At 68.7% G+C, this 17,313-nt stretch carries 23 protein-coding genes; 18 read left to right on the forward strand and 5 right to left on the reverse strand.

Annotation, left to right across the window (positions count from 1 at the left end):
• The first annotated feature begins 6 nt into the window (after positions 1–6).
• The 7 genes from RPC_RS26465 to RPC_RS09050 all read left to right on the forward strand — a co-directional run bounded on the left by RPC_RS26465 (position 7) and on the right by RPC_RS09050 (position 4,309).
• On the forward strand, positions 7–180 hold the full coding sequence (locus tag RPC_RS26465; protein ID WP_167532063.1) for a hypothetical protein: 174 nt from the start codon (positions 7–9) through the stop codon (positions 178–180).
• A gap of 305 nt (positions 181–485) precedes the next feature.
• Positions 486–1,148 carry an HK97 family phage prohead protease gene (locus RPC_RS09025; RefSeq protein WP_011472267.1) on the forward strand — a complete coding sequence of 221 codons (663 nt, stop codon included), beginning with the start codon at positions 486–488 and terminating at the stop codon, positions 1,146–1,148.
• A 70-nt stretch (positions 1,149–1,218) separates the two neighbouring features.
• Positions 1,219–2,469, forward strand: coding sequence for a phage major capsid protein (locus RPC_RS09030; protein ID WP_011472268.1), 1,251 nt, complete (start codon positions 1,219–1,221; stop codon positions 2,467–2,469).
• Between the two features lie 219 nt (positions 2,470–2,688).
• Positions 2,689–3,003, forward strand: a complete 315-nt coding sequence (locus tag RPC_RS09035; protein WP_011472269.1) for a DUF3551 domain-containing protein — start codon at positions 2,689–2,691, stop codon at positions 3,001–3,003.
• Between the two features lie 171 nt (positions 3,004–3,174).
• Positions 3,175–3,537 carry a hypothetical protein gene (locus RPC_RS09040; RefSeq protein WP_011472270.1) on the forward strand — a complete coding sequence of 121 codons (363 nt, stop codon included), beginning with the start codon at positions 3,175–3,177 and terminating at the stop codon, positions 3,535–3,537.
• Positions 3,534–3,905 (forward strand): DUF2019 domain-containing protein, encoded by a 372-nt coding sequence (locus RPC_RS09045; RefSeq protein WP_011472271.1) that lies wholly within the window; start codon positions 3,534–3,536, stop codon positions 3,903–3,905. The genes RPC_RS09040 and RPC_RS09045 overlap by 4 nt, the downstream gene beginning before the upstream one ends.
• 56 nt (positions 3,906–3,961) lie before the next feature.
• Positions 3,962–4,309, forward strand: a complete 348-nt coding sequence (locus RPC_RS09050) for a DUF2019 domain-containing protein (protein ID WP_041802624.1) — start codon at positions 3,962–3,964, stop codon at positions 4,307–4,309.
• Between the two features lie 133 nt (positions 4,310–4,442).
• Here RPC_RS09050 and RPC_RS09055 read toward each other — a convergent pair whose 3' ends face one another.
• The 3 genes from RPC_RS09055 to RPC_RS09070 all read right to left on the reverse strand — a co-directional run bounded on the left by RPC_RS09055 (position 4,443) and on the right by RPC_RS09070 (position 6,429).
• Positions 4,443–4,769, reverse strand: coding sequence for a hypothetical protein (locus tag RPC_RS09055; protein ID WP_011472273.1), 327 nt, complete (start codon positions 4,767–4,769; stop codon positions 4,443–4,445).
• A 123-nt stretch (positions 4,770–4,892) separates the two neighbouring features.
• A complete protein-coding gene (locus RPC_RS24990) occupies positions 4,893–5,486 on the reverse strand; it encodes a hypothetical protein (protein WP_157043164.1) in 594 nt (197 codons plus the stop codon).
• A 181-nt stretch (positions 5,487–5,667) separates the two neighbouring features.
• Complete coding sequence (locus RPC_RS09070; protein WP_011472275.1) at positions 5,668–6,429, reverse strand: S1 family peptidase; 762 nt, start codon at positions 6,427–6,429, stop codon at positions 5,668–5,670.
• A 51-nt stretch (positions 6,430–6,480) separates the two neighbouring features.
• Here RPC_RS09070 and RPC_RS09075 point away from each other — a divergent pair, with 51 nt between their 5' ends.
• The 4 genes from RPC_RS09075 to RPC_RS09090 are packed head-to-tail and all read left to right on the forward strand — an operon-like array spanning position 6,481 to position 8,228.
• Entirely contained in the window at positions 6,481–7,050 is a 570-nt protein-coding gene (locus RPC_RS09075) for a head-tail connector protein (RefSeq protein ID WP_011472276.1), read from the forward strand.
• Positions 7,047–7,367: a phage head closure protein gene (locus RPC_RS09080; RefSeq protein WP_011472277.1), complete on the forward strand. Its 321-nt coding sequence runs from the start codon at positions 7,047–7,049 to the stop codon at positions 7,365–7,367. Before RPC_RS09075 ends, RPC_RS09080 begins: the two co-directional genes overlap by 4 nt.
• 27 nt (positions 7,368–7,394) lie before the next feature.
• A complete protein-coding gene (locus RPC_RS09085) occupies positions 7,395–7,805 on the forward strand; it encodes a DUF3168 domain-containing protein (protein ID WP_011472278.1) in 411 nt (136 codons plus the stop codon).
• Between the two features lie 15 nt (positions 7,806–7,820).
• On the forward strand, positions 7,821–8,228 hold the full coding sequence (locus RPC_RS09090; RefSeq protein ID WP_011472279.1) for a phage major tail protein, TP901-1 family: 408 nt from the start codon (positions 7,821–7,823) through the stop codon (positions 8,226–8,228).
• A gap of 51 nt (positions 8,229–8,279) precedes the next feature.
• Here RPC_RS09090 and RPC_RS09095 read toward each other — a convergent pair whose 3' ends face one another.
• Together RPC_RS09095 and RPC_RS09100 are read right to left on the reverse strand one after the other, a co-directional pair.
• Positions 8,280–8,471 (reverse strand): hypothetical protein, encoded by a 192-nt coding sequence (locus RPC_RS09095; protein WP_041801597.1) that lies wholly within the window; start codon positions 8,469–8,471, stop codon positions 8,280–8,282.
• Complete coding sequence (locus RPC_RS09100) at positions 8,468–9,205, reverse strand: hypothetical protein (RefSeq protein ID WP_041801598.1); 738 nt, start codon at positions 9,203–9,205, stop codon at positions 8,468–8,470. Before RPC_RS09100 ends, RPC_RS09095 begins: the two co-directional genes overlap by 4 nt.
• Positions 9,206–9,832: 627 nt before the next feature.
• On the opposite strand from RPC_RS09100, the gene RPC_RS09105 reads away from it, so the two are divergent.
• From RPC_RS09105 to RPC_RS09135, 7 genes are all read left to right on the forward strand, one after another.
• Positions 9,833–10,168, forward strand: coding sequence for a gene transfer agent family protein (locus tag RPC_RS09105; RefSeq protein WP_011472281.1), 336 nt, complete (start codon positions 9,833–9,835; stop codon positions 10,166–10,168).
• Complete coding sequence (locus RPC_RS09110; protein WP_011472282.1) at positions 10,165–10,392, forward strand: rcc01693 family protein; 228 nt, start codon at positions 10,165–10,167, stop codon at positions 10,390–10,392. The genes RPC_RS09105 and RPC_RS09110 overlap by 4 nt, the downstream gene beginning before the upstream one ends.
• On the forward strand, positions 10,389–10,976 hold the full coding sequence (locus tag RPC_RS09115) for a phage tail tape measure protein (RefSeq protein WP_011472283.1): 588 nt from the start codon (positions 10,389–10,391) through the stop codon (positions 10,974–10,976). The genes RPC_RS09110 and RPC_RS09115 overlap by 4 nt, the downstream gene beginning before the upstream one ends.
• A 174-nt stretch (positions 10,977–11,150) precedes the next feature.
• Positions 11,151–11,789 carry a phage distal tail protein, Rcc01695 family gene (locus RPC_RS09120; protein WP_011472284.1) on the forward strand — a complete coding sequence of 213 codons (639 nt, stop codon included), beginning with the start codon at positions 11,151–11,153 and terminating at the stop codon, positions 11,787–11,789.
• A gap of 5 nt (positions 11,790–11,794) precedes the next feature.
• Positions 11,795–12,685 carry a DUF2163 domain-containing protein gene (locus RPC_RS09125; RefSeq protein ID WP_011472285.1) on the forward strand — a complete coding sequence of 297 codons (891 nt, stop codon included), beginning with the start codon at positions 11,795–11,797 and terminating at the stop codon, positions 12,683–12,685.
• A gap of 169 nt (positions 12,686–12,854) precedes the next feature.
• The gene (locus RPC_RS09130) at positions 12,855–13,298 is read left to right on the forward strand and encodes a peptidase (RefSeq protein WP_011472286.1); all 444 of its coding nucleotides are present in this window, start codon (positions 12,855–12,857) and stop codon (positions 13,296–13,298) included.
• Positions 13,298–17,140 (forward strand): baseplate multidomain protein megatron, encoded by a 3,843-nt coding sequence (locus RPC_RS09135; protein WP_011472287.1) that lies wholly within the window; start codon positions 13,298–13,300, stop codon positions 17,138–17,140. The genes RPC_RS09130 and RPC_RS09135 overlap by 1 nt, the downstream gene beginning before the upstream one ends.
• The last annotated feature ends 173 nt before the right edge of the window (positions 17,141–17,313 follow it).

The raw sequence follows: 17,313 nt of genomic DNA on the forward strand, positions 1-17,313 counted from the left end.
ACCGCGATGGATACGTTGCACACTGTGCTGCGCGCGCTGCGCAGCGAGACCAAATCCAACACCGATCATCTGGCCGCGTTCCGCGAATTCCTCGCACACCTCAACCCGCCGCCGCGCCTGCCGATCGCTCCTGCCAAGCCGGCGACGCGGCGGATCCGGCGCCGCCCGCGCGCGAAGTAGTTATCGAGACAGCGTGCCGCCAAGAGCAGTTTCGGGTGGGATTGGTGCATCCAACCCAAATGCCGTCGTCATTCCGGATTGCGAGTTCGAACAACGAGCAAGTCCGGAATCTATAGCCCCTGCAGGGGTTATAGATTCCGGGCTCGCTCGCCGCTGACGCGGCTCGCGCCCCGAAATGACGACCTCGGAATCGTGAAGCGCATCAATCCAGCCCGAAAAGTCGCTGGTCCGTGCCGCCCGGGCGTCATCGCCATCGAATCAAATCCCGACCCTCAGTCCGTTCCCCTCAGTTTGCGAGGATGCCGATGCACGCCCCATTGCTTACGCCATCGCGCCTCGCGCTGTCGGAAGACGGCAGCATCGAAGGCTATGCCAGCCTGTTCGGTGCGGTGGATCAGGCCCGCGACATGGTGATGCCCGGCGCCTTTGCGCAGACGCTGCGAAGCCGCGGCCTGCGCAAGATCCCGATGCTGTTTCAGCACGACCCCGCCGAGCCGGTCGGGATCTGGCTCGAACTGATCGAGGATTTTCGCGGGCTGCGGGCGCGCGGAAAACTGATCCCCGACGTGGCGCGCGGCCGCGAATTGCTGGCGCTGCTCCGCGAAGGCGCGATCGACGGGCTGTCGATCGGCTATCGCACGGTGCGCGGCGCGATCGATCCGAAGACCCGGATCCGCCGGCTGCATCAGGTCGACCTCTGGGAGATTTCCATCGTCACCTTTCCGCTGTTGGCGGGCGCCCGGGTCAACGCGGTGAAGGACGTCGCGCGGCCATCGCCGGCGCGCGACGCCGCCGAGCGGCAATGGCAATTACTGCAGGGGCAGCAACCAGGCGGCGCCGCGGACGCACCGGCGCGGCCGGCGCGGCGCGGGCGCGTGGCGGGACTCTCGCTGCGCGCCCGCGCCGATCGCAAACAGGCGCTGCGCGGCGTGGCGCGCGCACCGATCGCTCTCAGTCGGCTGCGGTAGCGACTTCAACTCACCGGACGTCGAGATCTTCAAACGCCAAAAAATCCCATCCCACCGAAAGGACGCTTGCATGAGCATCTACGCCGACGATCACGCCCCGGAAACCAAGGCCGGCATCGCCGTCGACGCGCAGGACGAGCTGCGCGCCACCTTCGAGGATTTCAAATCCGCCAATGACGAGCGGCTGGCGGAGCTGGAGCGCCGCCGCGGCGACGTGCTGTTGGAGGAGAAAGTCGACCGCATCAACGCCGCGCTCGACGCCCAGCAACGCAAGCTCGACGAGCTCGTGCTGCGCCAGGCCCGGCCGCAGCTCGAGGGCCGCGGCAAGAACGCCGGCGATGTCGCCGGCCGCGAGCACAAGAGCGCGTTCGAGGCCTACGTCCGTGGCGGCGACGCCGCGCCGCTGCGCGCGCTGGAAAGCAAGGCGATGTCGGTCGGCTCCAATCCGGACGGCGGCTATCTGGTGCCGGTGGAGCTGGAAACCGCGATCGGCGAGCGGCTGGCGGTGATTTCGCCGGTGCGCGGGCTGTCCGCGGTGCGGACGATTTCCGGCAGCGTCTACAAGAAGCCGTTCATGACCGCGGGCCCGGCCACCGGCTGGGTCGGCGAGACCGACGCCCGCACCCAGACCGCCTCGCCGACGCTCGATGCGCTGTCGTTTCCGGCGATGGAGCTCTACGCCATGCCGGCGGCGACCGCGACGCTGCTGGAGGACTCGGCCATCAATCTCGACGAGTGGCTGGCCTCCGAGATCGACCAGGTGTTCGCCGAGCAGGAGAGCACCGCCTTCGTCAACGGCGACGGCATCAACAAGCCGAAGGGTTTTCTGGCCTATCCGACGGTGGTCAACGCGACCTGGAGCTGGGGCAACATCGGCAGCATCCTGTCCGGCGCCGCCGGCGGCTTTGCGGCGCAAAATCCCTCCGACGTGCTGGTCGACCTGATCTACGCGCTGAAGGCCGGCTATCGGCAGAATGCCAGCTTCGTGATGAACCGCCGCACCCAGGCCGCGATCCGCAAGTTCAAGGACTCCACCGGGGTCTATCTGTGGCAGCCGCCGGCGCAGCCCGGCGGCCGCGCCAGCCTGATCGGCTTTCCGCTGGCCGACGCCGAGGACATGCCGGATATCGCGGCGAACTCGCTGTCGATCGCGTTCGGCGATTTCCGCCGCGGCTACCTGATCGTCGACCGCCAGGGCGTCCGCGTGCTGCGCGATCCGTATTCCGCCAAGCCCTACGTGCTGTTCTATACCACCAAGCGGGTCGGCGGCGGCGTGCAGGACTTCGACGCCATCAAGCTGCTGAAGTTCGCGGCGGGGTGAGCGCGAAACGTCGAAGGCTGGGTGAGGCGGGCTTCGCCGTCACCCGGCCTTTCGCGATCCTTACGATCACGGTGCTGGGTGACGCGCCTCGCGCGCCCACCCGACCGCCGGGACAGGCGGATCGCGGGATTGTGAATCCTGGATGACGTCCTTTGTCGGCGATGGAAAGACTCACGGGGGATGGAGCGTCTTCACCATCCAACCCGAAGGAGAGACATCATGCGTTCAATCATGATCGCGGCGCTGGCTGCCGCATCGGCGATCGCCGTGACGGCGTCGTCGCCCGCGCAGGCGATGGACTATCAGTACTGCCTGCAGGGCGAAAACATGGGCTATCCGGGCGACTGCCAATACTTCAGTTTCGCGCAATGCAAGGCGGCGGCCTCCGGCACCAATTCGGATTGCGGCCTCAATCCGCTGGCGGCGTTCGGCGCCGAGCGACCCTACGGCGCCTATGCCTATGCGCCGCTCGAGGACAGCCGCAGCAGCGCCTACGGTTATGCGCCACTGGAGCAGCGCCGCGGCTACCGTTAGCAATCAGCCAGCAGTCTGTAGGGTGGGTGAGGCGCGCTTGCGCCGTAACCACCGGCGAGGTCCCGACTCGCGGTCGGTGGGTGACGCGCTTCGCGCTGACCCACCCTACTGACTCAACCCTCCCGCCTCGCTCGCAATCCAGGGTTAGCGGCGGATATTTTTGTCGGCGCGATGAATAATGTGGAATGGCTCCGCGACCGTCAGGACTTGATCCGGGCGGCGCGCGACTCGGCCAAGACCTATCAAGAATTGCAGGACGGCGTCGGCAAAAAGCGACCTGGTTACGACGATCACCACGTCGTCGAGAAAACCTGGGCCGAGCGCGTCGGTATCGAGCGCAGCCAGATTGATGACCCGTCCAACCTTGTCAGCATCCCCAGGTTGAAGAATTATCAGATCACGGGATGGTATTCCCAGCCTAACGATGATTTTGGTGGTCGGTCACCTCGTGAATACTTGAGATATAAGACTTGGGAGGAGAGGCGACGGGTCGGCCTCTACGCCTTGGTTTTTTTCGGGGTCTTGAAACCATGAAGCGAACCAACTTGGTGGAAATGTCGACACCAGCTCTTGTCATGCGGTTCGCCCATATGGGAATCGCGCAGGACGAAGCAATGCTGCAGGGGGATACAGCCAAATTCAGTCGGCTGTTCGTCCAAATGGACCTAATTTCCAAGGAGTTGAAGCGCCGCGACGGTGATCAGCGGCGGGCACTAATGACGTTATATGATCATCCAAACATGCAGGTCCGGCTGAAGGCGGCCAAACACACGCTTGCAGTGGCCTCGGCGGAGGCGCGCCAGCAGCTGGAGGCGATCGCTGAATCGAAATGGTTTCCGCAGGCGGGCGATGCCGGAATGTCGCTATGGAATTTGGAGCGCGGAGTGTTCAAGCCGACCTGAGTGACAAAGTGACAAAGGGGAGGGGCTGTCCGTTGCCCGGCGAAGACCTGCAGCAGATGAGCGTTGAAGGACTCGTCAAGCGGTTAGTCGAAATCGGCGTGGCGCAGGATGCGGCGCTGCTCGGTGCCGAATATGCGAAGTTTAACCGGCTGTTCGATCGAATGCAGCAGGTGTCGGCCGAACTGAAGCGTCGTGACGGCGATCAGCGCCGCGCCTTGCTGGCGCTGTATGATCATCCCAACATGCAGGTCCGGCTGAAGGCGGCAAAACACACGCTTGCGGTCGCGCCGGTGGAGGCACGCCAGCAGTTGGAGGCGATCGCCGGGTCGAAATGGTTTCCGCAGGCGGGCGATGCCGGAATGTCGCTGTGGAATCTGGATCGCGGGGTGTTCAAGCCGACGTGAGCGCTTGTAGGGGGGTAGGCGCGCTTGCGCCGTAACTCACCAGCGAAGAGGTCGCGACTCGTGGTTGGTGGGTTACGCGCTTCGCGCTAACTCACCCTACGAGAGCGACGAGAGCCGACGACGAGTCCGCCGCTCAGCAGTAGCCGACGAGCCCGCAGCTGTAGGGCAGCCGGCCGTAGATATCGATCAGCGAGGTGCCGTAGTAATTGTTGTACTGGAACGAGTTGAGTTTGCCGTAATAGCCCGGCAGCGACAGCGCGATGCCGAGCTGCGGGTCGCGGGCTTCGACCACGACCGGTTCGGCATGGCGTCGCGGCCTCACCGGTTCGGCGAACACCGCGCCGAGCCGGCTGTGGCCGGCGAGATCGGCGGCGGGCGCGGGCTGCGCCAGCGGCATCGCCAGCGCGAGCAGCAGGACGAGGCGCGGCAGCATGAATTGCGGCATGGCAAGGCGCAGCATCAAAGCCTCCGGTTGATCGGGGCATGTTGCCGCAACATGGTTAACAAAGCTTAACGATTGGGCGGCGTAACAACGAAATGGCGCGGGCCCGAGAGTGCCCGCGCCGTCGATGACAGGCCGAGATTAGCGGGAGTCCCGATCGCCCTGCCGGTCGCCCTGGTACAGGATTTCGGTAAAGCGGCGCTTCTGCTGCTGGTCGAGGCTGTCAAACAGCGGCCGCGCCGCCTCGGTGAGTTTCTTCCAGTCGTTGGCGCGTTCGATGCGGCGGTCGGCGTCGCGGTTGATGGCGTCGAGCACGTTGGTCTCGTCGCCGCTGGGGCGAGCGGCGCTGCCGGTGGTGCGGTCGTCATTGGTGGCGCGGCGATCGTCATTCGTCGCACGGCGCTCGTCATTCTGGTTTCGGCGCTCGTCGCGGGCCTCCCTGCGATCATCGCCGGCGGCTTTGCGCTCGGCGCGCATCGCCATCGCGCGATCGATCCGCCGCTTGTTGAGATCGGCCAACGCGCTTTCGAAGCCGGGCCAGTTCTTTTCCTGGTCGGCGGTCAAATGCAGATCGACCTTGATGCGTGCGGTGTGCGCGGCGGCCTCGTTGATCAATTGGTTGGTGGTCTGCTCGGCGCGATCGTCGCGGTCGCGATAACGGTCGCGGGCGTCGGCCGACATCGTGGATCCGGTTATCACGGCGGCGCTCGCCAACAGAAGCAAAGCTTTTCGCACGGCGTCCTCCTTTCGAGGATGATGGGAAGTGAAAAGGGGGAAGCATGAGCGCACGGCTCGCATCGGCCCGATCTTCACGCCAGACGAAGTCGCGGCCGCCGCAAAGGTTCCACGCGGAGGGGAATTTCGCGGCGTCGCCGCGCATCGCGCCGCGATGCGGCTGCGGGTCAGGCTTGCGCCGCTACAGCGCGGCGCCCCAGCTCTTCGCGGTGCGCAGCAGCCAGTCGCGGTACAGCGACAGCGGCGTCGCGCCGGTGAGGCCGCCGCAGCCGGCGGCGTTGTTGGCGGCGGTCGACCACGACACCACGCCCACGATCACCGCGTGGCCGTTCTGTTGTTGAAATACCGGCGCGCCGGAATCGCCGGTGCAGGCGCCTTGGCCGGCGTGAGCGTTATTGCTCACCGGATCGACCAGGCGGATCTGCAGCCGGCCGGGATGCGAGGTCGCAACCAGCTGCGCGGCGCGCACCACGCCGCCGCTCTTGCCGTCGCCGCGTTGCGCGACGCCGACGCCGGCGACGATGAAGCTCTGCCCGGCGAGGATCGGCTCCAGCGGCGCCGCGGTGAGGGCGGGCGGTTTGTCGCGCAGCGGTTCGGCGAGCTGCAGCAGCGCGACGTCGGCGCTGGCGCGATGCGCGGCGATGCCCTGCGCATTGAAGCCGGGGTGCCGCGCCACGCGCCGCACATCGCGCAGCATCGGCTGCTTGGCTGCGTCGTACAACACGATCTTGAATTCGGCGCCGGGCGGCACGCAATGCGCCGCGCTCAAGATCAGATCCGGCGCGATCAGCGCGCCGGAGCAGAAATTGCCGCGCGAGCCGACGATGGTGACGACGCTGCGGCCGACGCCGTCCTCGCTCGGCGTCGCGCCGCCGACCATTGCCGCGGCGGGGGGCGCGAAAGCGAGCGCGAGCGCGAGCAGTTGAAACAACAAGCGGGTCATCGGCGACGATCAAGCCGTCCCGGCCCGCGCTGTCAACCACGAGGATGCAGCATGTCGGCGATTTTGCTGGTCGGTCCCGCGAGCGAGCCGTGGACGCTCGCCGAGGTGAAGAGCTTTTTGCGGGTCGAGCACGACGCCGACGACGCGGTGATCACCGCGCTGCTGGCCGCGGCGCGCGGCCAAGTCGAGGCGCTGACCCGCCGCGCGCTGCTGTTGCAGAGCTGGCGGCTGGCGCTCGACCGTTGGCCGGCGGACGGCCGGCTGGTGTTGCGGATCGCGCCGCTGCGCGCGGTCACCGCGGCGCGGGTGTTCGACGCAGCCGGCGTCGCGCATCCGATCGATCCCTCCGGTTTCGTGGTCGACGCCGCGGCCAATGCGATCGCCGCGCCGCGCTGCTCGCTGCCGCAGCCCGGCCGCGCTCACGCCGGCATCGAGCTCGATCTGCAGCTCGGCTTCGGCGCGGCGGCCGGCGACGTGCCGGAGCAGCTGCGCCACGCCATCCGCACGCTGGTGGCGCATTGGTACGACAACCGCGGGCTCGCCGCGATCGGCCAGAGCGTGGCGCTGCTGCCGGGCAGCGTCAGCGCGATGATCGCTTCCTATCGGGTGCTGTCGTTATGATCGATCCGGGACGCCTGAAGACGCGGCTGACCATCCTCGCCCCGGTGGAGACGCCGGACGGGCAGGGCGGCGTGGCGCGTGATTATGCGACGCAGGCCACCGTGTGGGCGGCGGTGACGCCGCTGTCGGCGCGCGGCGAGGTCGCAGCCGACGCCGCCGGCGCCGTGGTCCGCGTCCGCATCACGCTGCGCAGCAATGTCGAGCTCGGCTTGCAGCATCGGCTGCGCGACCGCGGCCGCGACTATCGCGTCGTCTCGATCCGCGCGATCGAGGACGGCCGCTTCAACGAAATCGACGCGGAACAGCGCGTCGAGTGATTGGGTCCGAAGTCGGGGAGCTTGCCGATGCCCACAGCCGCCGTGGCGCTGCGCGCCGCGATTCACCACGCGCTGTCCGCCGACAGCGGCCTCACCGCCGCGCTCGGCGGCGCCCATGTCTACGACGAGCCGCCGCGCAACGCCGGGTTTCCCTATGTCACGCTCGGCGAGGCGCGGGTCAGCAACGCCGCGGTCGACGGCGGCGCTACGCTCGAGCATCAACTGACGCTGCACGCCTGGTCGCGGCAGGGCGGCCACAAGCAAGCCCACGTCATCACCGGCGCGCTGCTCGCCGCGCTCGACGACGCGCCGCTGCCGCTCAGCGGTCACCGGCTGGTCAACCTGCGCTTTGCGCTGGCCGACATCCGCCGCGAGGCCGATGGCCGCAGTTATCACGCCGTGGTGCGGTTTCGTGCCGTCACCGAATCCACCCCCTGATCCGGAGAGACTTTCATGGGCGCGCAAAAGGGCAAGGACCTGTTGTTGAAGATTCACGACGGCACGGGCTTCGTGTCAGTGGCCGGCCTGCGCAGCCGCAAGATCGCCTTCAACGCCGAATTGGTCGATATCACCCACGCCGAATCCGCCGATCGCTGGCGCGAATTGCTGGCCGGCGCCGGCGTTCGCCGCGCCGCGATCTCCGGGCGCGGACTGTTCAAGGACACAGCCTCCGACGCCTTGGTGCGGCAGGCGTTCTTCGACGGTGCCGTCAAGCCGTGCCAACTGGTGGTGCCGGATTTCGGCATCATCGAAGGCGCGTTCCAGATCGCCAGCCTGGAATTCGCCGGCGAGCACAACGGCGAAGTGACGTTCGACCTTGCGCTCGAAAGCGCCGGCGCGCTGACCTTTGTCGCGGCGTGAGCGTTGTACGCCGGACGTAGCGCAGCGCGTGCACCGCTTCCGGGACACGGCTCACGGCGTCTTGACGCGCGCCACCAGCTTCCACAGCCCGACCGCGGCCAGCGCGGTGATGAGGCCGGCCAGCGCGCACAGCGTCACCACGCCGTTGTCGATTTCCACCAGCGGATAGACGTTCTGGAACAGCACGCCGTAGCCGACCGCGAGCAGCGTCGAAACCAGCAGGAAGGCGGCGCCGAACTTCATTTCGCACCGGGATTGCGGGCGTCGGCGGTGACGGAATGCACGATGTCGCCGATCGCCTTCTGCACCGGGCTGATCCAGTCGGAGGCTTTCAGCGCGATTTGCAGCACCTGCAGCCGCAGCGTCCTGATCCGCGCTTCGTCGCTGATGTCGTCGCGCTTCACCTGAGCCTTGAACGCCGCCAACAATTCGGCGAAGGCGTCTTCATGGACGTCGCTGAGATCGACGAACAGGAACGGCGGCGGCACCGAGTCCATCTGGCTCGCGGGCGCGGCGTAGGTGAAAAGATAGGGGCCGCGCGACAGATCGCCGTCGCAGAGTTTGCGGATGCTATCGGCCGGCGGATTGCAGACGTGGTTGAGCAGCGCGCGCGCCGTGCGGTAGTCGTAGAACAAGGTGGCGTATTCGGCGGCCATCTTGTCCGGCGTGTCGCCGAGGCGCCGCTGCAGATCGGCAAAGTCCGTCGTCTTGTCCTTGCGCAACGGCACGTAGAGGATGTTGACCTGCGCGGGAATGGCGGCGGTGGCTTCGATCGACGGCACCTCGGTGAAGATATGCGTCAGGAACGCCGCCGACCGGGCCGAGGCCTGCGGCAGGATGGCGTAGGAATACAGCCCATAGCCCGGCACTTCTCCGCCGGGTTCGACCAGCCGGCCATAGCCGGTCTCGAGAATGCGCAGCCGCGGCGCCGGCGCGGCGGTGACGGCAATGCCGTCGCCCGCAGCAGACGGGCGCACCGGCCTGGCCGGGGGCCCGGGCGCGGCGCCTCTCATCTGGATATTGGGCACAGCAATTGGCCGCGCCTGAGCGGGCGCCGCCACCGTCGCCGGAGTTCGAGGCGGCGGAGGCGCCCCGGCCGGCGGTGGCGGACGGGGCGCGTCGGTGACGGCGCCGGCATCCGGCGCCGCGCCACCGTGGCCGGTCCCGGCTCGAATTGAAGAGGCCGGAGCTTGCGGCGGTCCGGGCGGGGCGGCCTCGCCCGGCATCTGCGGCGGAGCGGCCCGCGCCGGCCGCTCCCGCGTGCCGACCGACCTCGCGGTCGACTTCCGCATCTCGTCGGGGTCGCTCCGATTCTGTTGCTGCAACCGCCGCAATCGCTCGCGCAGCCGCGCTTCGCACTCCTCGTCGGGAACGCAGACACCGGACGGGGTCATCTTGCAGGGGCATTCGCTGACGGCAAAAGCGGGCGGCGGAAATGGCCCCGGCGCTTGAAAACCAACTAATGCAAAACCGAAAATCAAAAACCTGCTGTGCAGACGCATGGCGACGCCTCACGTGCAAAGGCAATAGCGCCATTCTAAGGCGAGTAGCAGAACGCACGCAACCAAAATCATGCGCTTCGCGGAGCAATAGGAGCCTGATCGATGTCCAACAGATATCGCGGTGAGATCGAGGCCGAACTCGGCGGCCGGCGTCGCACGCTGGTGCTGACGCTGGGCGCGCTGGCGGAGCTTGAAGCGGCGTTCGGCGCGGCCGACCTGGTGGCGCTGGCGGAACGGTTCGGCTCAGGCCGCCTGAGCGCGCGCGACCTGGTGCGGATCATCGGCGCCGGCTTGCGCGGCGCCGGTGAGCCGATCAGCGACGACGAGGTCGCGGCGATGACGGCGCAGCGCGGCGCCGCCGGCTTCGTACGGATCGCCGCCGAACTGATTGCCGCGACCTTCGAGGACGCCGACGTGAACGCGGGCGCCGCGCGATGACGGCGTTGCCGAGCAAACCGTTTCCCTGGGCGGAAGCGATGCGGTTCGGCTTCGGCGTGCTGCATCTTGCGCCGCGGGATTTCTGGGCGATGACGCCGCGTGAATTGGCGCAGGCGATTTTGGCGGTGCGCGGCGTCGCCACAGCGCCGCTCGACCGCGCCGGGCTCGATGATCTGCTGCGGCGCTATCCGGATCGTGCCGACATGCCAGGAGCGACGCCATGACCGACACCACTGATAACAGTCTGCTCGACACCGCGACCACGCTGGACAGCCTCGCGCTGAAGACCCGCGACCTTTCGAGTTCCGCCGACGGCTTTGCCCGGGCGATGACGGCGGCGTTTTCCAGCTCGGTCACCGGCGGCAAGCAGTTCGACGAGGTCTTGAAGTCGCTCGGGCTGCGGATCTCCAACCTAGCGGTGCGGATGGCGTTCAAGCCGCTCGAAGGCGCGCTCTCGAACGGGCTGCAGAGCTTGATATCCGGGTTGAGCAACATCGGCGCGGCTCCGTCGGCGCAGGCCAACGCGGTCGGGGCGATCAAACCGTTCGCCGCGGGCGGGGTGATCGGCACGCCGAGCTACTTCCCGATGCTGGGCGGCGGCATTGGCCTCGCCGGCGAGGCCGGGCCCGAAGCGATCATGCCGCTGGCGCGCGGGCCGGACGGCCGGCTCGGCGTGGCGAGCCAAGGTGGCGGCAACAGCATCACCGTGCAGATCGCGACGCCCGACGTCGACAGCTTCCGCCGCTCGGAAAGCTACATCACCGGGCAGATCGCCCGCGCGGTGTCGCGCGGCCAGCGCGGGCTGTGAGCGGCCCATCATCGCTGTGCCCCGGACGCACTGCGCCGCGGCGCGGTGCAGTGTGAGCCGGGGCCGTCTCAAACCCAGCATCCGTAACGGTCCCGGCTCACGACGTAGCGCCAAGGCGCTACGCCGCGTCCGGGACACGGCGCATGAATTTTCGTGATCGAAGCAGAGCGCTCCATGACCGGCTTTCACGAAATCCTGTTTCCGCTCGACGTCGCGCTGAAAAGCGCCGGCGGGCCGGAGCGGCGCACCGACATCGTCTCGTTCGGCTCCGGCCGCGAGCAGCGCAACGCGCGCTGGGCGCAGTCGCGGCGGCGCTACGACGCCGGCTACGGCGTCAAGACGCTGCAGGCGTTGCAGGCGGTGGTGGCGTTCTTCGAGGAGCGCCGCGGCCAGCTCTACGGCTTTCGCTGGCGCGACCGGCTGGATCATTCGTCGAATGCGCAAGGTGGGCCGCCGTCGCCGCTCGACCAGGGCATCGGCATCGGCGACGGCGCAACGGCGACGTTTCAACTGCTGAAGACCTATGGCGCGGGCTTTGCGCCGTATTCCCGGCCGATCCAGAAACCTGTGGCGGCAACGGTGCGGGTCGCGGTCGGCGGCAGCGAACTCGCCGCCGGCGCGTTCAATTGCGACACCACGACCGGCATTGTGAGATTCGTCGCTGGACACGTTCCGCCGCCGGGCGCGGCGATCACCGCGGGATTTTCCTTCGACGTGCCGGTGCGGTTCGACACCGATTATCTCGAGGTCGATCTGTCGGCGTTCGCCGCCGGCGCGATCCCGAAGATTCCGCTGGTCGAGATCAGGGTGTAACGACGATGCGCGCCATTCCCGCGGCCTTGCAGGCCAAGCTCGATAGCGGCGTCACCACGCTGGCGCGGTGCTGGATGGTGACGCGGCGCGACGGCGTCGTGCTCGGCTTCACCGATCATGATCGCGATCTTCCGGTCGATGGCGTGGTGTGCCGTGCCGGCACCGGCTTCACCGCGTCGGAAGCCTCGCAGCGCTTCGATCTGTCGGTCGACGGCGGCGAAATCTCCGGCGCGCTCAGCGACGACGCGTTGCGCGACGCCGATCTCGCCGCCGGGCGCTATGACGCGGCGTTCGTCGCGAGCTACCTGGTCGATTGGTCGGAGCCGGCGTTGCGCGTACTTACCGCGCGCGGCACGCTCGGCGAGGTCAAGCGCGAGGGCCAAGCGTTCACCGCCGAATTGCGCGGGCTGGCGGATCTGTTGTCGCAGGAGAGCGGGCGGCTCTACACGGCGAGTTGCGGCGCCGATCTCGGCGATGCGCGATGCCGGGTGAACCTCGCCGCCTGGCGCGGCAGCGGCGTCGTCACCGCGATCCCGGGCGCGTCGCTGATCGCCGTTGCCGGTCTCGATGGCTTTGCCGACGGCCTGTTCAGCGCCGGCCGATTGAGCTGGATGAGCGGCGGCAACGCCGGCGGCGGCGTCGAGATCAAGCTGCATCGCCGGCTGGCCGGCGCGGTGCAACTCAGCCTGTGGCAAGCCAGCGCCGAACCGATCGCGATCGGCGACGGCTTCACCGTCTCCGCCGGCTGCGACAAGCGCTTTGCGAGCTGCCGCGACCGCTTCGGCAATGCCGATAATTTCCGCGGCTTTCCGCAGATCCCGGGCAACGACTTCGTCATCAGCTATCCGGTGGCCGGCTCCGCCGGCGGCCATAGCGGCCCGGGCGGCGGCGCCTAGGCCGCGCCGCCTGCGATCGGATGCCGTGCCCCGGACCCGTCGCAACACGTCAGCGTTGCGGCGTGAGCCGGGGCCGTCGCAACGGCAACGCTTGGAACGGTCCCGGCTCGCGCAGCAGCGTGAACGACGCTGCTGCGCGTCCGGGACACGCGCGCATTGGATCATGCTCATGGACTCACCAGGATTGACCCGCGGGGCGATCGTCGCCGAGGCGCGCAGCTGGATCGGCACGCGCTATCGGCATCAGGCCTCGTGCAAGGGCGTCGGCTGCGATTGCTTGGGGCTGGTGCGGGGGGTGTGGCGGGGCTGCCTCGGCGACGAGCCGGAACAGCCTCCGGCCTACGCGCCGGACTGGGCCGAGGCCGGCGGCGAGGACACCCTCGCCGCGGCGGCGCTGCGGCATCTCACTCCGATTGCGCGTGAAAAATTCGCCGCCGGCGACGTGCTGCTGTTTCGCTGGCGCGACGATTGCGTCGCCAAGCATCTGGCGATCGCCAGCTCCGCGCACGCCATGATCCACGCCCATGACGGCGCCGCGGTCTGCGAGGTGGCGATCGCGCCGTGGTGGCGGCGACGTCTGGCGTTTGCGTTCTCGTTTCCCGGAGTGATGTGATGGCCGCGCTCGTGCTCTCGATCGCCGGCGGCGCCGGCGGCGCGCTGTTCGGCCCGGTCGGCGCCATCGCCGGCCGGATCGCCGGCGCGCTGGTCGGCAATGCCATCGATCAATCGGTGTTCGGCAGCGACCGCCGGGTCGAAGGGCCTCGGCTCGCCGATCTCGAGGTGATGGCCTCGACCGAGGGCGCGCCGATCCCGCGGGTCTACGGCCGGGCGCGGTTGTCGGGCCAGGTGATCTGGGCCACCGACCTCGAGGAGGTGGTCTCCAGCGACACCAGTTCCTCCAGCGGCAAGGGGATGAGCGGCCCGAGCACGACGACCACGACTTACAGTTACTTCGCCAATTTCGCGGTCGGGCTGTGCGAGGGGGTGATCGGCCGGGTGGCGCGGATCTGGGCCGACGGCAAGCCGCTCGACCTCGCCCACCTCAACGTCCGGGTGCATCGCGGCACCGAGCAGCAGGGCCCGGACGAACTGATCGTCGCCAAAGAGGGCGCCGCCAACGCGCCGGCCTATCGCGGGCTGGCCTATGTGGTGTTCGAGCGGCTGCCGCTGAAGGATTTCGGCAACCGGATTCCGCAATTGTCGTTCGAGATCGTCCGGCCGATCGGCGCGCTCGAACAGATGGTCCGCGCCATGACGCTGATCCCGGGCACCACCGAATTCGGTTACGAGCCCTCGGCGATGGTGCGCAGCGCCGGGCTCGGCGCCTCGGCGCAGGAAAATCGCCACGTCAGCCATGCGGTCTGCGACGTCGCCGCCGCGCTCGACGATCTGCAGGGCATCTGCCCGAACCTCGAGCGCGTGGCGCTGGTGGTGGCGTGGTTCGGCTCCGATCTGCGCGCCGGGCAATGTCTGGTGCGGCCTGGCGTCGAGAATGCCAGCAAACGCACCAGCCCGATGATCTGGTCGGTCGATGGCGTGAGCCGCGCCGCCGCGCCGGTGGTGTCGCAGGTCAACGGCCGTCCGGCCTATGGCGGCACGCCGTCCGACGACAGCGTGGTGCACCTGATCCGCGAATTGAAAGCGCGCGGCTTGAAGGTGACGTTCTATCCGTTCGTGATGATGGACATCCCGGCCGGCAACGGCTTGCCGGATCCGTGGAGCGGGGCGGCGTCGCAGCCGCCTTATCCGTGGCGCGGCCGCATCACCTGCGATCCGGCGCCGGGCCGGCCGGGCTCGCCGCAGGGCACCGCCGCGGCGGCCAGCCAGGTGCAGCATTTCTTCACCGGAGGGACCTGGAATTATCGCCGCATGGTGCTGCACTACGCGCGTCTCGCCGCCTCGGCGGGCGGCGTCGACGCGTTCCTGATCGGCTCGGAATTGAAGGCGCTGACCCGGGTGCGCTCCGGCGCCGGGGTCTATCCCGCGGTGCAGGCGCTGCTGTCGCTCGCCGCCGAGGTCAAGGCGATCGTCGGCGGAACGCTGGTGACCTACGGCGCCGACTGGACCGAATACGGCGCCGACGCGGTGACGCCCGACGCCTCCGAATTGCGGTTTCCGCTCGATCCCTTATGGGCGAGCCCGGCGATCGGCGCGGTGGGGATCGATTACTACGCGCCGTTGTCGGACTGGCGCGACGGCGCCGCGCATCGCGACGCCGCGTTCGCGGCGTCGATCTACGACCGCTCCTATCTCGCCGGCAATGTCCGGGGCGGCGAGGGCTACGACTGGTACTACGCGGATGACGCCGCGCGTGCTGCACAAGCGAGGGCGCCGATCACCGACGGCCGCGGCAAGCCGTGGGCGTTTCGGGTCAAGGACCTGTGGGCGTGGTGGAGCAATGCGCATTACGAGCGCACCGGCGGCGGCGAAGTGTCGGCGCCGACGGCGTGGGTTCCGCGCAGCAAGCCGATCTGGATCACCGAGGTCGGCTGCCCCGCGGTCGACAAGGGCGCCAACCAGCCGAGCGTGTTTCCGGACCCGAAATCCAGCGAGAATTTCGTGCCGTATTTTTCCTCGGGCGAGCGCGACGACCTGATGCAGCGCCGCTATCTGGAAGCGCTGATCGCCGCGTTCGATCCGGCGTTCGGCGCCGGCGAGGCGCAGAACCCGGTGTCGCCGATCTATGGCGGGCGGATGGTCGAGGTCTCGGCGATCCATCTGTGGACCTGGGATGCGCGGCCCTATCCGGTGTTTCCGGCGGCCGACGATGTGTGGGGCGACGCCGCGAACTGGTCGACCGGGCATTGGCTGTCCGGCCGGCTCGGCGGCGCGCCGCTCGACGCGCTGCTGGCGGCGTTGCTGCGCGATGCCGGGGTGACCGGGGTCGATAGTTCGGCGCTGCGCGAGATCTGCGACGGCTATGTGGTCGACCGGCCGATGTCGCCGCGGGCGATGATCGAGCCGCTCGCCGCGGCTTACGCATTCGATGCCCATGCCGCAGAGGGCGTATTGCGCTTCGTGCCGCGCGGCGGGTTGCCGGTCGCCGAACTCGGCGAGGACGATCTGGTGCTGCCCGACAACGGCGCGCCGAGCCGGCTGACCCGGGCGCAGGAAACCGAACTGCCGCGCGAGGTGGCGCTCGGTTTCAGCGACGCGCTGGCGGATTACCGCCGCTCCGCGGTGACCTCGCGGCGGCTGGCCGGCGGCGCCAACCGCATGGTGCAGTCCGACCTCGCGGTGATCAGCAACGCCGCCGCCGCGAAACGCCGCGCCGAAATCTTTCTGCAGGATCTGTGGGCCGGGCGGGAGACCGCGCAGTTTGCGCTCGGGCTCGACCGGCTGGCGCTGGCGCCCGGCGATGTCGTGGCGCTGACGCTCGCAGGACGCCGTAGGCTGTTCGAGATCGACGAATTGGTTGATACCACGGCGCGGCAGATCAAGGCCCGCAGCATCGATCCCGAGGTGTTCGCCGCACCGCTGCCGGCGGTTTCGCCGCGGCGGCCGACGATTCCGCCGGCGCTGGGGCCGGTGCTGGCGCTGCCGCTCGATCTGCCCTCGCTCGACGCCGCGACGCCGGCGACGCTGACCCGGCTCGCGGTGTGCGCCAATCCGTGGCCGGGGGCGGTGACGGTGTGGTCGTCGTCGGACGGCGCGAGCTACACGCCGATCGCGGTCGCGGCGGCGCCGGCGACCGTCGGCGAAACGCTCGACCCGCTGCCGGCGGCGGTGCCGGCCCGCTGGGATCGCGCCGGCCGCTTCCGGGTGCGGCTCGCCAGCGGCTCGCTGAGTTCGGCGAGCGACGCCCGGGTGCTGGAGGGCGCCAATGCGGCCGCGCTGCAGACCCCGAGCGGCGATTGGGAGATCGTGCAATTCGCCAACGCCGAACTGGTCGACGGCAACACCTATCTGTTGTCGCGGCTGTTGCGCGGCCAGCTCGGCAGCGAACACGCGATCGCCGATCCGCTGCCGGCGGGGGCGGCCTTCGTGCTGTTGAACGAGCATCTGGTGCCGATCGCGCGCGGGCTCGATGCGCTCGGTCGGCCGATGCAACTGCGGCTCGCCGCCAGCGGCCGCAGCCATGACGACGCGATGGCGGTGGCGCTGACGGTGACGCCCGGCGCCACCGCGCTGCGGCCGTTGGCGCCGGTGCAATTGCGCGCGTCGCGCAAGGCCGACGGCATCCACATTTCCTGGATCCGGCGCACAAGGCTCGACGGCGACGGCTGGAACAACGAGGTGCCGCTCGGCGAGGAGATCGAGGCCTACCGGCTGGAGATTCTGTCCGCTGCCGCGGTGCTTCGCACGATCCCCTGCAACACGCCGCAGGCGATCTATCCCACAGCCTCCGAGCTCGCCGATTTCGGCGCGGCGCAATCCTCGTTGCAGATCCGCGTCGCGCAACTCTCCAGCACCGTCGGCGCCGGCTTTGCCACCGAGCGCAGGCTCGCCGTGTAAGGGGACGTGTCGCGGGCGCGCGATGCGGCACGCAGTGCCGCTTCGCAGAACCGGGACCGTTACGTATGCCGCGTTCCGTAACGGCCCCGGCTCTGCGGCGCACCACCACGCCGCATGCGCGGCGTGGTGCGCCGCGTCCGTGGCACGCCGGATGAAAGGCCAGCAGTCAGCAG

The organism is Rhodopseudomonas palustris BisB18, from assembly GCF_000013745.1.
Taxonomy (GTDB): Bacteria; Pseudomonadota; Alphaproteobacteria; order Rhizobiales; family Xanthobacteraceae; genus Rhodopseudomonas_A; species Rhodopseudomonas_A palustris_F.

Coding starts and splice junctions, on each gene's coding strand:
- RPC_RS09085 (WP_011472278.1), top strand. CDS start 7,395: ATGCCCACAGCCGCCGTGGCGCTGCGCGCCGCGATTCACCACGCGCTG.
- RPC_RS09130 (WP_011472286.1), top strand. CDS start 12,855: ATGGACTCACCAGGATTGACCCGCGGGGCGATCGTCGCCGAGGCGCGC.
- RPC_RS09120 (WP_011472284.1), top strand. CDS start 11,151: ATGACCGGCTTTCACGAAATCCTGTTTCCGCTCGACGTCGCGCTGAAA.
- RPC_RS26465 (WP_167532063.1), top strand. CDS start 7: ATGGATACGTTGCACACTGTGCTGCGCGCGCTGCGCAGCGAGACCAAA.
- RPC_RS09080 (WP_011472277.1), top strand. CDS start 7,047: ATGATCGATCCGGGACGCCTGAAGACGCGGCTGACCATCCTCGCCCCG.
- RPC_RS09040 (WP_011472270.1), top strand. CDS start 3,175: ATGAATAATGTGGAATGGCTCCGCGACCGTCAGGACTTGATCCGGGCG.
- RPC_RS09115 (WP_011472283.1), top strand. CDS start 10,389: ATGACCGACACCACTGATAACAGTCTGCTCGACACCGCGACCACGCTG.
- RPC_RS09135 (WP_011472287.1), top strand. CDS start 13,298: ATGGCCGCGCTCGTGCTCTCGATCGCCGGCGGCGCCGGCGGCGCGCTG.
- RPC_RS09105 (WP_011472281.1), top strand. CDS start 9,833: ATGTCCAACAGATATCGCGGTGAGATCGAGGCCGAACTCGGCGGCCGG.
- RPC_RS09095 (WP_041801597.1), bottom strand. CDS start 8,471: ATGAAGTTCGGCGCCGCCTTCCTGCTGGTTTCGACGCTGCTCGCGGTC.
- RPC_RS09075 (WP_011472276.1), top strand. CDS start 6,481: ATGTCGGCGATTTTGCTGGTCGGTCCCGCGAGCGAGCCGTGGACGCTC.
- RPC_RS09110 (WP_011472282.1), top strand. CDS start 10,165: ATGACGGCGTTGCCGAGCAAACCGTTTCCCTGGGCGGAAGCGATGCGG.
- RPC_RS09030 (WP_011472268.1), top strand. CDS start 1,219: ATGAGCATCTACGCCGACGATCACGCCCCGGAAACCAAGGCCGGCATC.
- RPC_RS09070 (WP_011472275.1), bottom strand. CDS start 6,429: ATGACCCGCTTGTTGTTTCAACTGCTCGCGCTCGCGCTCGCTTTCGCG.
- RPC_RS09125 (WP_011472285.1), top strand. CDS start 11,795: ATGCGCGCCATTCCCGCGGCCTTGCAGGCCAAGCTCGATAGCGGCGTC.
- RPC_RS09035 (WP_011472269.1), top strand. CDS start 2,689: ATGCGTTCAATCATGATCGCGGCGCTGGCTGCCGCATCGGCGATCGCC.
- RPC_RS09050 (WP_041802624.1), top strand. CDS start 3,962: ATGAGCGTTGAAGGACTCGTCAAGCGGTTAGTCGAAATCGGCGTGGCG.
- RPC_RS09090 (WP_011472279.1), top strand. CDS start 7,821: ATGGGCGCGCAAAAGGGCAAGGACCTGTTGTTGAAGATTCACGACGGC.
- RPC_RS09025 (WP_011472267.1), top strand. CDS start 486: ATGCACGCCCCATTGCTTACGCCATCGCGCCTCGCGCTGTCGGAAGAC.
- RPC_RS09055 (WP_011472273.1), bottom strand. CDS start 4,769: ATGCTGCGCCTTGCCATGCCGCAATTCATGCTGCCGCGCCTCGTCCTG.
- RPC_RS09045 (WP_011472271.1), top strand. CDS start 3,534: ATGAAGCGAACCAACTTGGTGGAAATGTCGACACCAGCTCTTGTCATG.